We start from the raw sequence: 14428 nt of genomic DNA on the forward strand, positions 1-14428 counted from the left end.
CATTCGGTCAATCAAACATGCAGACGCAAAAAAGCCGGGAATTTCCCGGCTGCCGCATCATACACCCGTTTTCTAAATGGATCACCCCGCCAGGCAATTTGCCCGCCCGGCGGAATGAAAGCATGCGCCCGATTGTTACGCCAGAGGCCGACAATCGGGGAGCATGACGCCTTACTGTTGCGCTGGCTTGGATTTTTCCAGGTAGCGGAAGAAATCGCTGCTTGGATCCAGCACCAGAACGTCGCTCTTGTTCGCAAAGCTTTCGCGGTAAGCGCGCAGGCTGCGATAGAACTTGTAGAACTCCTGATCCTGGCCATAAGCCTTGGAGTAGATCGCGGAAGCCTGGGCATCACCATCACCGCGAGCTTCTTCGGACTGACGATACGCCTCAGCCAACAGCACGCGGGCTTGACGATCGGCGTCAGCACGAATGCCTTCTGCCAGCTCGTTACCCTTGGCACGGTGCTCACGAGCTTCACGCTCACGCTCACTGCTCATGCGCTCGAACACACTGCGGTTCACTTCTTTAGGCAGGTCGATGGCCTTGACCCGAACATCAACCACTTCGATGCCCAGCTCTTTTTCAGCCATTTTGTTCAACGATGCCGTCAGATCTGCCATCAGCGCATCGCGCTCACCGGACACAACCTCGTGCAGCGTGCGCTTGCCGAACTGGTCACGCAGGCCGGATTCCAGACGACGCGACAAGCGCTCGTCAGCAATCTGCTTCATGCCGGAGGTCGCGGTGTAGAAGCGCTCGGCATCTTTCACGCGCCACTTGGCGAAGGCATCAACCATTACCGCTTTCTTTTCCAGCGTCAGGAAACGCTGCGTCGGAGCATCCAGCGTCATCAGGCGAGCGTCAAACTTGCGCACCTGGTTAACGTAAGGAATCTTCACATGCAGGCCTGGCTGAACATCAGCCTGAACCACGCGACCGAAACGCAACATAACGGCACGCTCGGTTTGCGAGACGATGTAGAAGCTGTTCCAGGCAACAATCGCCACAACAACGGCAACAATAAGGGCGATCAGCGATTTATTGCTCATCAGCGGCTCTCCCGGGTGCGCGGTGGTGTAGGCAGATCCGAATTGACATGGGATGCCGAATCTTTATTGCCGGCCGCTGCGGCTGAACCCGTTGCCGGGGTGCTGCCATTACGGCCTTCGATCATTTTGTCCAACGGCAAGTACAGCAGGTTGCTCTGGCCGTTTTTGTTACCGGTCACGAGAACTTTACTGGTGTTGCTGAAGACTTCCTGCATGGTGTCCAGATATAGACGATCACGCGTAACTTCTGGAGCCTTGCGATACTCGGCTACCAACTTGGTAAAGCGATCTGCCTCACCCTTGGCCCGAGAAATCACTTCATCGCGATAGCCGTTGGCGTTCTCGATGATGCGCTGAGCCTGACCGCGCGCTTCCGGCACTACGCCGTTGGCGTAGCTTTCAGCCTGGTTGCGGGCACGCTGCTCGTCTTCACGGGCGCGAATCACGTCATCGAAGGCTTCCTGCACTTCACGCGGCGCTGCTGCGCTCTGTACGTTCACCTGAGTCACAGTGATACCGGTCTTGTAGGTATCGAGGAAACGCTGCAAGCGCTCTTTGATATCCACAGCCATCTGCTCACGACCTTCGGTCAGGACCTGGTCCATTGCAGTGGAACCCACTACGTGGCGCAAGGCACTGTCGGTAGCCTGCTGCAGGCTGACTTCCGGCTGATCAACATTCAACACGAAGTCGCGCAGGTTGCTGATCTTGTACTGCACGGTCAGCGGCACTTCGACGATGTTTTCGTCTTCAGTCAGCATTTGACCCTGCTTGGTGTACGCACGCTCACGCGTCACGTTCTCCATGTACTTTTTGTCGAACGGCGGGAAGTAGATGTTAAGGCCCGGCCCAACGGTGTCGTAGTACTTGCCCAGGCGCAGCACCACGGCTTGCTCCTGTTCGTCGACTACATAGACTGCGCTGTATAGCCACGCAGCCGCCAGCACGACCAGCCCGATGCCGAGCAGACCGTAGCCGGCGCCCTTGCCATTCGAACCACCGTCACTGCCGCTACCGCCAGTACGTTTTTTTCCACCACCGAACAACCCATTCAGGCTTTCCTGCAGCTTTCGGAAGGCCTCGTCGAGATCTGGTGGTCCCTTGCGGTCGCCATTATTAGGGCGTTTGCCACCCCAAGGATCTTGATTATTCGAGTTGCCACCCGGCTCATTCCAAGCCATAGCGCTCTCCATCTGATAAAGCAAAGACGCGCCCACGGCGCGCCGACCAATGCTACAGAATGCCTATCACAGCGGCACGGCCGCTTTGCGAGGCTTTTATTGCAAAGTGTGTTCTTCGATGAATTCCAGCGGTTGCATCCCTTCGCGGCTAACCAAGCGGTTAAGCTCGGCTCGCGGCAGGCGTACGTCCAGCAAACTGGAGCCCTCGTCGTCATGCTCTTCTTTCTGCACAACACCCAGTTCGAAGAACTGTGCACGCAGTCGAGCAAAACGTTGCGGCAAGCGCAAGGTGCCAACGAACAAATCATTGCCCAGCAACTCGGCGATGGCCTGCTCAAGCAACTCCAACCCTTGGCCGTCACGGGCCGACAACCAGACCCGTTGCGGCTTGCCGTCGGCATCGCGCTGAATCTGCGGCTCGACACCTTCAAGCAAATCGATTTTGTTGTAGACCTCGAGGATCGGCAAGTCCTGGGCACCAATTTCACCCAGCACCACCATCACCTGCTCGATCTGCGCCATGCGCTCAGGTTCGTGCGCATCGATCACGTGCAGCAGCAAATCGGAATTGCTCGACTCTTCGAGCGTAGACCGGAAAGCTTCAACTAGCTTGTGCGGAAGGTGACGAATGAAACCCACGGTATCGGCCAGGACAATCGGCCCCAGGTCGCCAAGATCAAGACGGCGCAAGGTCGGGTCGAGCGTGGCGAACAACTGGTCAGCGGCGAATACGTCAGAACCGGTGACCTTGTTGAACAACGTGGATTTACCCGCGTTGGTATAGCCCACCAGCGAAACTGTAGGAATATCGGCGCGCTTGCGCCCTCTACGGGACTGCTCGCGTTGACTGCGGACTTTTTTCAGACGGGACTTGATCTGGCTGATGCGCACACGCAACAGACGGCGGTCGGTTTCGAGCTGGGTTTCACCCGGCCCGCGCATACCAATGCCGCCACCTTGGCGCTCAAGGTGGGTCCAGCCACGCACAAGACGCGTACTCATGTGGTCAAGCTGGGCCAGTTCGACCTGCAACTTGCCTTCATGGGTACGGGCGCGTTGAGCGAAGATATCGAGAATCAGCCCGGTACGATCAAGCACGCGACACTCGAAAACACGTTCGAGGTTACGTTCCTGACTGGGCGTGAGCACGTGATTGAAGATCACGATGTCGACCTTCTCGGCCTTGACCAGGTCGCGCAATTCCTCGACCTTGCCACTGCCAATCAGGTACTTGGCCGATGGCCGATGACGCGGCACGTTAAAAAACGCGACGGTCTCGGCGCCGGCCGATACAGCTAACTCCTGGAACTCCTGCGGATCTTCGCGCGCCTCAGGGTCCTGTCCTTCCAAGTGAACGAGGATTGCCCGCTCACCACCACCGTGGCGCTCAAAGAACAAAGCAGACTCCTATCAAGCGTTACCTGGTTCAGCGTCTGCCAGTTCCGATTCAGCTGCGCTTGGCAGACGAATTGGACGTACTGGTACGACTGTTGAGATTGCGTGCTTGTAAACCATTTGGCTGACGGTGTTCTTCAGCAGAATCACGAACTGGTCGAAAGACTCGATGGTCCCCTGCAGCTTGATGCCGTTGACCAGATAGATGGAAACGCCCACCTTCTCTTTACGCAAAGTATTCAAGTAAGGGTCTTGTAGCGAATGCCCTTTTGACATATGCCGCACTCCTGTAAGGATAAAAAATAGAAACAAAAATTAGATGACCGCTGTCGCCACATCCATAGGATAGACGGCATTTGCCAAGACTCAGCTCAATATGGAGACCGATTCCAGGTATTTCAAGGCTCGTGGCAGATTGTCGCAGTCCAGGCTGTCCAGCCAATGCAGGTCTTCCCAACTGCGCAACCAGGTGAACTGACGCTTGGCCAGCTGGCGCGTGGCAATGATGCCGCGCTCCTGCATCTCGGCCGCTGTCAGCTTGCCGTCCAGGTAATCCCAGACTTGGCGGTAGCCTACAGCACGTATAGACGGCAACCCTGAATGCAGGTCACTTCTACGGCGCAGGCTTATGACCTCGTCAACGAACCCCTGTTCCAGCATCTGCCCGAATCTTTGTGCAATTCGCTCATGCAGCACCTGACGGTTCGCCGGAGCGATGGCCAGATTCGCGACAGTATAGGGCAATTGGCTGTGCCCAGAAGCCGCTGCTTTAGTCGTTTGTTCAGATTGTTTTTGCCGATGCTCTGTCACGCTCATGCCGCTGACCCGATAAACCTCCAACGCCCGCGTCAGACGCTGCGGGTCATTGGGGTGAATCCGCGCCGCAGACTCAGGGTCGATGGCCGCCAGCTGGTCGTGCAGGGCTTGCCAGCCAAGGCGCTGAGCCTCTTCTTCGAGCTGTGCACGCACTGCAGCGTCGGCCGCCGGCATGTCCGCCAGGCCGTCAGTCAAGGCTTTGTAATAGAGCATGGTGCCACCCACCAGCAGCGGGATATTGCCCCGCGCGGTGATCTCGGCCATGGCCTTGAGCGCATCGCGGCGAAAATCTGCCGCCGAATAGCTTTCAGCAGGGTCGAGAATATCGATCAAGCGGTGAGGATGAGCGGCCAGGATTTCTTTGGACGGCTTGGCCGTACCGATGTCCATGCCGCGATAGACCAGCGCCGAATCGACACTGATCAGCTCGCACGGCAGCACCTTGCTCAGCTCGATGGCCAAGTCGGTTTTGCCGGCAGCCGTGGGGCCCATCAAAAAAATGGCCGGAGGTAAAACGTTGGAACCTGTCATCAGCGACCGCGCAAAAAGAGTTTGTCCAAGTCGTCCAGGCCCATTTGGGTCCAGGTGGGACGACCATGATTGCACTGACCACTGCGCTCGGTGTTTTCCATATCGCGCAACAAGCCGTTCATTTCCGGAATCGCCAGGCGGCGGTTGGCCCGGATGGCACCGTGGCAGGCCATGGTGCCGAGCAGTTCGTTGAGATGCGCCTGAATCCGGTCACTGGTGCCGTATTCCATCAGGTCGGCCAGCACGTCGTGCACCAGGCGCTGAGCCTCAGCCTGCTTGAGCAAGGCCGGGATCTGGCGGATGGCGAGGGTTTCCGGGCCAAGGCGCTGGAGCTCAAAGCCCAGGCGCTGGAACCACTCGGCGTGCTCTTCGGCGCAATCAGCTTCACGCTGACTGACCGCGATCGACTCCGGCACCAGCAGGGGCTGCCCGCTCAGGCCTTCACTGGCCATGGCGATCTTGAGGCGCTCATACATGATGCGCTCGTGGGCCGCGTGCATATCCACCAGCACCAGCCCCTGGGCGTTCTCGGCCAGAATGTAAATACCCTTGAGCTGCGCCAGGGCAAAGCCCAGCGGGGGGATATCGCCCTGCCCGTCCGGCAGCGGCGCCGCGCCGGCCTCAGGCAATGGCGCAAAAAACTCGCGATAGGCATTACGCGCTTCCGCGACAGGAACCGAAGGCGCAGATGACTGAGGCCGGTATTGATACTGATACCCCGCCCCGGCGCCTGAACCCGCTACATGCTGGGTCGGCGCAGACTGTGGCTGCTCCAGCACATTGGCGGCCAGGCGCATTTCGCCTTGCGGCCCGAACTCACCGGCATCAAGCCCCGTCGGGCGTTCAGCTCCAGGAACCGGTGCAGGCGCGGCCAGCTGATCTTCCGGACGCACATCGCCCAAGGCTCGATGCAAGGTGCCATACAGAAAATCGTGAACCATTCGCCCGTCACGGAAGCGGACTTCGTGCTTGGTCGGGTGCACGTTGACGTCGACCACCGAAGGGTCGACTTCAAAGAACAGTACAAAGGTCGGGTGCCGGCCGTTGAACAGCACGTCGCGATACGCCTGGCGTACCGCATGGGCCACCAGTTTGTCGCGCACCGCACGGCCATTCACATAGAAATACTGCAAGTCAGCCTGGCTGCGCGAGAAGGTCGGCAACCCCACCCACCCCCACAAGTGCAGGCCGTTGCGCTCGATTTCGATCGGCAACGCCTGCTCCAGAAACGCCGAACCGCAGACTGCCGCCACACGCCGGGCACGGGCCGTATCGTCACGGGCCTCGTGCAGGTTGAGGATGGTTTTACCGTTGTGACGCAAATTAAACGCCACATCAAACCGCGCCAGCGCCAGGCGCTTGATCACTTCTTGCAGGTGATCGAACTCGGTTTTTTCGGTTTTGAGAAACTTGCGGCGCGCCGGGGTATTGAAGAACAGGTCACGCACTTCAACCGAGGTACCGACCGGGTGCGCTGCCGGCTGAACCCGGGGCGCCATATCGCGGCCTTCAGTTTCGACCTGCCAGGCCTGATCGGCATCACGGGTGCGCGAAGTCAGGGTCAGGCGGGCAACGGAGCTGATGGATGCCAGCGCCTCACCGCGAAAGCCCAGGCTCATCACCCGCTCAAGGTCTTCGAGGTCGCGAATCTTGCTGGTGGCGTGACGTGCCAGGGCCAGCGGCAAGTCGTCGCTGGAAATACCGCTGCCATCGTCACGCACCCGCAGCAGCTTGATCCCGGCCTGTTCCACATCCACGTCGATACGCTTGGCGCCCGAATCGAGGCTGTTTTCCAGCAACTCCTTGATCACCGAAGCCGGGCGCTCAACCACTTCGCCCGCAGCAATCTGGTTGGCCAGGCGCGGGCTGAGCAGTTCAATCCGCGCACTGCTGTTCAACACCCCGTCACTCATTGCTGAGCCGCCAGGGCAGTGGCCGGTATGTTCAGGCTTTGGCCAACTTTCAATTCATCGGTTTTCAGGCTGTTGCTGGAGCGCAATGTCGCCACGCCTACCTGATAACGCACAGCAATCATCGCCAGGGTTTCGCCAGGGCGAACCGTGTGTTCGCGGGCGCCCTGGGCAATCTTGCCAGTGTCACGCAACCAGGCGATGTAAGTGCCCGGTGGCGGGTTTTGCTGGAAGAACTGACGCACGCCACTGCTGATCGAACGCGCCAGCGCTTGCTGGTGGCTGCTCGACGCCAGCTTGGAGGCTTCGTTGGAGTTCGAGATAAACCCGGTTTCGACGAGGATCGACGGGATATCCGGCGACTTGAGCACCATGAAGCCCGCTTGCTCTACACGCTGCTTGTGCAGCGGCGTCACCCGACCAATGTTGCTCAGGACTTTTTGCCCCACGTTCAGGCTGGACGTCAGCGAAGCCGTCATCGACAGATCGAGCAACACGCCCGCCAGCATGCGGTCCTTGTCGTCGAGGCTCACGTTACCCGCGCCGCCAATCAAGTCAGAACGGTTTTCGCTGTCTGCCAACCAGCGAGCAGTCTCGGAAGTCGCACCACGTTCGGACAACGCAAATACCGAGGCACCAAAGGCTGCCTTGGACGGTGCGGCGTCAGCGTGGATGGACACAAACAGATCGGCGCCCTTCTTGCGGGCGATTTCGGTACGGCCACGCAACGGAATAAAGTAGTCGCCGGTGCGTGTCAGCTCAGCCCTGAAGCCTTTCATGCCGTTGATCTGACGCTGCAACTCTTTGGCAATCGCCAGCACCACGTCTTTTTCGCGCTGACCGGCAGAGCCCGAAGCACCCGGATCTTCACCGCCGTGGCCGGCGTCAATGACCACCACAACGCTGCGCTTGCCACTGGGGATCGGAGGCAATTTCACGTCAGGTTGAGCGGGAGTGACCGGCACCACAGGCACTGTGGCCACATTGGTGGCTGGCAAACTTGGTGTGAGGTCGGCACCCTGATCATAAAGATCGACCACCAGACGGTTGCCGTACTGCGCATTCGGCGCCAGCACGAAGCTCTTGGGGGTGACGGCCTTTTTCAGGTCGATCACCACACGCAAGTCAGTCGGAGTGCGTTGCGCCGAGCGCATGCTGGTAATCGGCGTGTTGGCCGTGGCCACGTTCAACGGCCCGGCAAGGGTCGCACCGTTGATATCAATCACCAGACGGTCAGGGGCTGTCAGCGTAAACACACTGTGTTGCACCGGGCCCGTGAGGTCAAAGACCAGTCGTGTGTTGTCCGGCGCCCGCCACAAACGCACGCTTTTGACCTGTGTCGCCGCCATAGCGTTGATCGCCATGACACTGAGCAACACACCCACCACACTTACTAACGCGCGAAAGCGCATACCAAACCCCATCATTATTTGTATTCCGGTGCCAATGCGGCACACCAAGACTCGCCACGTGAACCTTGGGGCGTCAGCTTCAGCAAACGCCCGGTGTTGTGCGGGCTAATGGTAATGGTCAGGTCAGGCTTTGGCAAAAAGCCTGCACCTTTATCGGGCCATTCAATCAAGCATAGGGCGTCTTCGTCGAAATAATCGCGAATCCCCATATATTCGAGCTCTTCCGGGTCGACCAGACGGTAAAGATCAAAATGAAAGGCCCGAATATCGCCAATTTCATAAGGTTCAACCAGCGTGAAGGTCGGACTTTTAACCGAGCCGGTGTGCCCAAGGCCGCGAATCAAGCCTCGTGACAGAGTGGTCTTGCCCATCCCCAGATCACCGTCCAGAAAGATCAGGCCATGACCTTGAGTCACGGTCGCCAGGCGCGCGCCAAAGGCAGTCATTGCCTCTTCATCGTCCAGTTGCAGTGTTATTTCGTGCACGGTGCGTGTTCCTCCAACAACTGACGAATGGCTGGAATCAAATCACTGGCCGCCAGCCCACGGCCCAATTGTCCTTGTTGTTCACCGGCGCGGGCATGCAGCCACACCGCCAGGCACGCCGCCTCGAAGGCGCTCATGCCCTGTGCCAGCAACGCGCCGATCACGCCTGCCAGCACATCACCCAGACCGGCCGTAGCCATGGCCGGATGGCCTTGATTGCAAATGGCCAATTGGCCACTCAGCCCTGCAACCAGAGTACCTGCTCCTTTTAAGACGCAGACAACTGAGTATTTTTTAACCAGAGCCCGGACCGCTGCCGGGCGATCGGCCTGAACTTGCTCGGTGCTGATGCCCAATAACCGCGCTGCTTCGCCCGGATGCGGGGTAATCACGGAGCCCGGCGCCAGCTCAACGCCAGCGTTGGACAACAGATTCAACGCATCGGCATCCCACACCTGCGGCATTTTTGCCTGCGCAGCGGCCGACAACAGACTACGCCCCCAAGGCGCCTGCCCCAAACCCGGCCCCACTACGAGCACCGTGGCTTGTGCCAAAACCCCCATCAACTGGTTGGCCGACAGCACGCCCAGGGCCATCACCTCGGGCACCCGCACCAACGCGGCGGCCACGTGCTCGGGGCGAGTGGCCAGCGACACCAGCCCTGCGCCACAGCGCAGGGCTGCATGGGCACTCAAGGTGATTGAACCGCCAAACCCGCGGTCGCCGCCCACCAGCAACACGTGCCCGAACTGGCCTTTATGGGCGCTCGGGTTACGCCCAGGCAGGTGCGGCAGGTTATCTGCGAGAAGGGGTTTAGGTTCAGCAAACAGGTGTTTGGTCTGCGGCATGCGTGTCGTGCTCCGATGTCTGGCAGAATTATACGCATCTCAGCTCCGGTTTCTCTTGCCTCATGCCTGCTATTACTGCCGACCTCCCCGCTCTCGCTCAGTCCATCAAGGAATGGGGCCGCGAGTTGGGCTTTCAACAAGTTGCCATTGCCGGCCTCGACCTGGGAGAACACGAGCACCATCTGCAGCGCTGGCTTGATGCCGGCTACCACGGCGACATGGAGTACATGGGCGCTCACGGCAGCAAACGCTCACACCCTGAGGAGCTGGTGCCCGGCACATTGCGCGTGGTTTCCCTGCGCATGGACTACCTGCCCGGCGACACCCACATGGCGCAATTGCTGGCCCAGCCCGAAAAAGCCTATATCTCGCGTTACGCCCTGGGCCGCGATTATCACAAGCTGATCCGCAAGCGCGTACAGCAACTGGCCGACCGCATCCAGGCCGATATCGGCCCGTTTGGCTTTCGCGCCTTTGTAGACAGCGCACCGGTGCTGGAAAAAGCCATCGCCCAACAGGCTGGCCTGGGCTGGATAGGTAAAAACACCCTGGTGCTCAATCGCAAGGCGGGCAGCTATTTCTTCTTGAGCGAGTTATTTGTCGATATCCCGCTGCCGGTCGACCCTCCCCACGAGACCGAGCACTGCGGGCGCTGCACCGCGTGCCTGGACATTTGCCCCACCAATGCCTTTGTCGGGCCCTATGTGCTGGATGCGCGGCGCTGTATTTCGTACCTGACCATCGAATTGAAAACCGCGATTCCCGAAGAGCTGCGCTCAATGATCGGCAATCGGGTGTTCGGCTGTGATGATTGCCAGATCGTCTGCCCCTGGAACCGCTTCGCCCGCACCACCACCGAAGGCGACTTCAAGCCACGGCACAACCTGGACAACGCCGGGCTGGCCGAGCTGTTCATGTGGGATGAAGACAAGTTTTTGAGCAGCACCGAGGGCTCCCCACTGCGCCGGGCGGGATACGAGCGCTGGTTGCGCAATCTGGCCGTGGGCCTGGGCAATGCGCCGTCAACGATACCGGTGCTCGAAGCCTTGAAGGCGCGGCGCGAATACCCGTCCGAGCTGGTGCAGGAACATGTGGAGTGGGCGCTTGAGCAGCATGCAAACCGCCTGCCCTCACCCCAACCTTCTCCCGGAGGGAGTGGGAGCTGATTGTCGGTGTGCTTGAAGCCGAGTGCGGTCAGCCCCCTAACCCTCTGGGAGAGGGTTAGGGGCTTTGAAGCCTTCAGTGTTCGTCGTTATATACGAACTTGGGCATTTCCCAGTTAAACCGGATCGCCAGCAACCGCAGCAGCAACCCGCCGAACAAGGTGACGAAAATCGCCTGTTCGTTGGGCATTTCCAGATACGTGCACAGCAAAAAGCACCACGCAGCCGCGAACGATACGCTGGCGTACAGCTCGCGGCGGAAGATCAGCGGAATGTCGTTGCAGAAGATATCGCGCAGGATGCCGCCAAATACACCGGTAATCACCCCGCTCACCGAAGCCACCAGCATGCCCTGGCCCATCTCCAGCGCGGTCATGCAGCCAATCAGGGTAAACGCCACCAGCCCCAGTGCATCGAGCACCAAAAACAGCGAGCGCAAATGGCGCATCAACGGCGCGATAAAGATCGTCACCAGGGCAGCAAAAGTGGTCAACACCAGGTATTCAGGGTGCTTGACCCACGTCAGCGGGTAATGCCCCAGCAACACATCGCGCACTGAACCGCCGCCCAGCGCAGTGACACAGGCAATCAGCACCACCCCAAACCAGTCCATGCCTCGACGCCCGGCAGACAGCGCGCCAGTCATGGCTTCGGCAGTAATGGCAACTAAATAGAGCATCAGCAACATGGCAGCGATCCTTGCAAGAAGGCGCGCAGTCTACTCAGTTGGCGCGAGCACCAAAAGGGGGCGCTCGAGTCACTCCTTTTGTAGCCGCTGCCGAAGGCTGCGATAAGGACCTTCAACAGCAGGGCCGCTCCGCGCCCCATTGCAGCCTGCGGCAGCGGCTACAGAGCTCTGATCAGAACTTGATGAAGTGCTTGCGGTAGTGCTGCAACTCGGCAATCGACTCGCGAATGTCGTCCAGCGCCAGGTGCGTACCTTTCTTCACCAGGCTGTCGCGCACTTCAGGGGCCCAGCGAGCTACCAGCTCCTTGAGCGTCGAGACGTCCAGGTTGCGGTAGTGGAAGTAGCTTTCGAGGGTTTTCATGTGGGTGTAAAGGAAGCGTCGGTCCTGGCAGATGCTGTTTCCGCAGATCGGCGACTTGCCTTTGGGTACCCACTGCTCAAGGAACGCAATGGTCTGCGCCTCGGCCTCGGCCATGGTGGTCGTGCTGTCCTTGACCCGCTGGGTCAGGCCGCTGCCGCCGTGGGTACGGGTATTCCACTCATCCATGCGGGCCAGCACTGCATCGCTATGATGGATGGCAATGACCGGGCCTTCAGCCAGGGTGTTGAGGTTGCTGTCGGTGACGATGGTCGCCATTTCGATAATGACGTCGTTATCAGGATCCAGACCGGTCATTTCCAGGTCGATCCAGATCAGGTTCTGCGCGTTGTTCATAAAGGGCTCCTGGGCTTAGTCGCGCAGTTTAGCTTAGGCATACGGCCCACGTGCTAAACTCGCCAGCGTTTAACCCCCTTATCGTTTTATCAACACGGAACACCCATGGCCAAACGCCAGCTCAATCGTCGTCAGAATTGGCGCATCGAAAAGATCCAGGGCGAGCGCGCTGCCCGCGCCGCCAAACGTGAATCCAGTGCCGTCGAAGCGCTTGAAGGCGGCGATTTAGGCCCCGAGCAACTCGGCCTGGTGATCGCGCACTTTGGTGTGCAGGTCGAAGTCGAAGCCCAGGAAGGTGAGCTCAAAGGCCAGATGTTCCGCTGCCACCTGCGCGCAAACCTGCCCGCACTGGTGACCGGCGACACGGTCGTATGGCGCGCCGGCAACCAGGGTATCGGCGTTATCGTCGCCCAGTTGCCGCGTAAAACCGAATTGTGCCGCCCGGACAGCCGTGGTCAGCTCAAGCCGGTTGCCGCCAACGTCGACATGATCGTGATTGTGTTCGCGCCCATGCCCGAGCCTCACGCCAACCTGATCGACCGTTATCTGGTAGCCGCCGAGCACGCCGGGATTCGCCCGCTGCTGCTGCTCAACAAGGCTGACCTGATCGACGATCAAAACTCACCGGCGCTCAATGCGTTGCTGGGGGTTTATCGCCAGTTGGGCTACCCGGTACTCGAAGTGTCGGCCCACCACGGCGATGGAATGCAACAGTTGCAAGCGCAACTGGACGGCCATATCAGCGTGTTTGTGGGGCAGTCGGGCGTGGGCAAATCGTCCCTGGTCAACAGCTTGCTGCCAGAGGTCAACCTGCGGGTCGGGCCGTTGTCCGAGGTTTCGGGCCAGGGCACGCACACCACCACCACCGCGCGGTTGTTCCACTTCCCGGGCGGCGGCGAATTGATCGACTCCCCGGGTATCCGCGAGTTCGGCCTGGGCCACGTGAGCCGTGCCGATGTAGAGGCGGGCTTTATCGAGTTCAACGACTTGATCGGCACCTGCCGCTTCCGCGACTGCAAGCACGACCGCGAGCCGGGCTGTGCATTGCTGATGGCCCTGGAAGATGGCCGCGTGCAGCAACAGCGCATGAACAGCTATCGCTCGATCATTGCCAGCTTGCCTGAGTCGAGCTACTAAACCGCAAAACGATGTAGCCGCTGGCGCTGGCTGCGATCGAGCCCGAAGGGGTCGCGCTTATCAAGAGCGAAGGCCCTTCGGGCCTTATCGCAGCCTGCGCCAGCGGCTACAAAGCTACGGTGCCTTGTCGTCAAACAAGTTCAGCTTCTGGCGTTCTTCATGCATCGGCATCGGCTGTTTATCGGCTGGCAGCTTGATCGGATCGACTGGCTCTTTGGGCAGTTGCTCTGCCTTGACCGGCTCCCCGCCCTGCTCGCCTTCGATCGCTTGCTGGGCCTTTTTGGTCAGTACCACGATGTCGATGCGACGGTTGACCGGGTTGTAAGGGTTGGCCTTGTCGAACAACACCGATGAGGCATACCCCACCACCCGCGCCACCTGATTTTCCGGATAACTGCCCGCCACCAGCGCACGTCGAGCCGCATTGGCACGGTTTGCCGACAACTCCCAGTTGCCATAGTCGCCGCCTCCTGCATAGGGCATGGCATCCGTGTGGCCGCTGATGCTGACTTTATTCGGCACGGCTTTGATGGTGTCCGCCATGGCCAGCAAAATATCTTCGAAGTAAGGCTTGAGCCGCGCACTGCCAACATCAAACATCGGGCGATTTTCGGCGTCCATGATCTGGATCCGCAACCCGTCGGGGGTGATCTCAAACAACAGCTGGTCTTTGAATTTGCGCAATTGCGGGTTTTCTTCGACCTTGTTCTGCAACTCCTGAAGCAGCAATTCGAGGCGCTCTTTCTCGACTTGCTCGGCCATGTTTTCAACCTGCTCCGCATCGACCTTGACCTTGTCCGGTTGAGGCTGCAGTTTTTCTTCGGGGTTGAGGGTGTTGTCCGGCGCCAACGCGGGCGTGCCGCCCAGGTCGATGATGTAGGGCGTGCCGCTTTCGGTAAAACCGATCGGGTCTTTGAAGTAACCGCCAATGGCGATTTTTTGCTCTGGCGTGGCGGCCGTCATCAGCCACATCACCAGGAAGAACGCCATCATCGCCGTGGCGAAGTCAGCAAAGGCAATTTTCCAGGCACCACCGTGGTGGCCTGCGGCGTAGCGCTTGACGCGCTTGATGATTATTGGCTGGTTGTTTTCCATAA

At 59.4% G+C, this 14428-nt stretch carries 14 protein-coding genes; 2 read left to right on the top strand and 12 right to left on the bottom strand.

Going from position 1 to position 14428, the window contains the following annotated elements; genetic code table 11:
- Positions 1–171 precede the first annotated feature (171 nt).
- From hflC to BLW11_RS01930, 9 genes are all read right to left on the bottom strand, one after another.
- The gene (gene hflC / locus BLW11_RS01890; protein ID WP_048360331.1) at positions 172–1050 is read right to left on the bottom strand and encodes a protease modulator HflC; all 879 of its coding nucleotides are present in this window, start codon (positions 1048–1050) and stop codon (positions 172–174) included.
- Complete coding sequence (gene hflK / locus BLW11_RS01895) at positions 1050–2231, bottom strand: FtsH protease activity modulator HflK (RefSeq protein WP_048360332.1); 1182 nt, start codon at positions 2229–2231, stop codon at positions 1050–1052. Before hflK ends, hflC begins: the two co-directional genes overlap by 1 nt.
- A gap of 96 nt (positions 2232–2327) precedes the next feature.
- Positions 2328–3629, bottom strand: a complete 1302-nt coding sequence (hflX, locus tag BLW11_RS01900) for a ribosome rescue GTPase HflX (RefSeq protein ID WP_048360333.1) — start codon at positions 3627–3629, stop codon at positions 2328–2330.
- A gap of 12 nt (positions 3630–3641) precedes the next feature.
- Positions 3642–3902: an RNA chaperone Hfq gene (hfq, locus tag BLW11_RS01905; protein WP_003439025.1), complete on the bottom strand. Its 261-nt coding sequence runs from the start codon at positions 3900–3902 to the stop codon at positions 3642–3644.
- 90 nt (positions 3903–3992) lie between these two features.
- Positions 3993–4973: a tRNA (adenosine(37)-N6)-dimethylallyltransferase MiaA gene (gene miaA, locus BLW11_RS01910; RefSeq protein ID WP_048360334.1), complete on the bottom strand. Its 981-nt coding sequence runs from the start codon at positions 4971–4973 to the stop codon at positions 3993–3995.
- Positions 4973–6886 (bottom strand): DNA mismatch repair endonuclease MutL, encoded by a 1914-nt coding sequence (mutL, locus tag BLW11_RS01915; protein WP_048360335.1) that lies wholly within the window; start codon positions 6884–6886, stop codon positions 4973–4975. Before mutL ends, miaA begins: the two co-directional genes overlap by 1 nt.
- Complete coding sequence (locus BLW11_RS01920; RefSeq protein ID WP_206540733.1) at positions 6883–8307, bottom strand: N-acetylmuramoyl-L-alanine amidase; 1425 nt, start codon at positions 8305–8307, stop codon at positions 6883–6885. The genes mutL and BLW11_RS01920 overlap by 4 nt, the downstream gene beginning before the upstream one ends.
- Positions 8308–8309: 2 nt before the next feature.
- Positions 8310–8780: a tRNA (adenosine(37)-N6)-threonylcarbamoyltransferase complex ATPase subunit type 1 TsaE gene (tsaE, locus tag BLW11_RS01925; RefSeq protein WP_048360336.1), complete on the bottom strand. Its 471-nt coding sequence runs from the start codon at positions 8778–8780 to the stop codon at positions 8310–8312.
- A complete protein-coding gene (locus tag BLW11_RS01930) occupies positions 8768–9628 on the bottom strand; it encodes an NAD(P)H-hydrate dehydratase (protein WP_048360337.1) in 861 nt (286 codons plus the stop codon). Before BLW11_RS01930 ends, tsaE begins: the two co-directional genes overlap by 13 nt.
- 62 nt (positions 9629–9690) lie before the next feature.
- On the opposite strand from BLW11_RS01930, the gene queG reads away from it, so the two are divergent.
- Positions 9691–10794 carry a tRNA epoxyqueuosine(34) reductase QueG gene (gene queG / locus BLW11_RS01935; protein ID WP_048360338.1) on the top strand — a complete coding sequence of 368 codons (1104 nt, stop codon included), beginning with the start codon at positions 9691–9693 and terminating at the stop codon, positions 10792–10794.
- A gap of 73 nt (positions 10795–10867) precedes the next feature.
- On the opposite strand, the gene BLW11_RS01940 is transcribed toward queG, so the two are convergent.
- Both BLW11_RS01940 and orn read right to left on the bottom strand, forming a co-directional pair.
- Positions 10868–11479, bottom strand: coding sequence for a trimeric intracellular cation channel family protein (locus BLW11_RS01940; protein ID WP_019826256.1), 612 nt, complete (start codon positions 11477–11479; stop codon positions 10868–10870).
- Between the two features lie 172 nt (positions 11480–11651).
- Positions 11652–12194, bottom strand: a complete 543-nt coding sequence (orn, locus tag BLW11_RS01945; protein WP_048360339.1) for an oligoribonuclease — start codon at positions 12192–12194, stop codon at positions 11652–11654.
- Positions 12195–12299: 105 nt separating this feature from the next.
- Between orn and rsgA the strand changes: the two genes are divergently transcribed.
- Entirely contained in the window at positions 12300–13331 is a 1032-nt protein-coding gene (gene rsgA / locus BLW11_RS01950) for a small ribosomal subunit biogenesis GTPase RsgA (RefSeq protein ID WP_019826259.1), read from the top strand.
- 114 nt (positions 13332–13445) lie between these two features.
- On the opposite strand, the gene motB is transcribed toward rsgA, so the two are convergent.
- Complete coding sequence (motB, locus tag BLW11_RS01955) at positions 13446–14426, bottom strand: flagellar motor protein MotB (RefSeq protein ID WP_048360340.1); 981 nt, start codon at positions 14424–14426, stop codon at positions 13446–13448.
- Between the last annotated feature and the right edge of the window lie 2 nt (positions 14427–14428).

Source organism: Pseudomonas deceptionensis (assembly GCF_900106095.1).
GTDB classification, from domain to species: Bacteria; Pseudomonadota; Gammaproteobacteria; order Pseudomonadales; family Pseudomonadaceae; genus Aquipseudomonas; species Aquipseudomonas deceptionensis.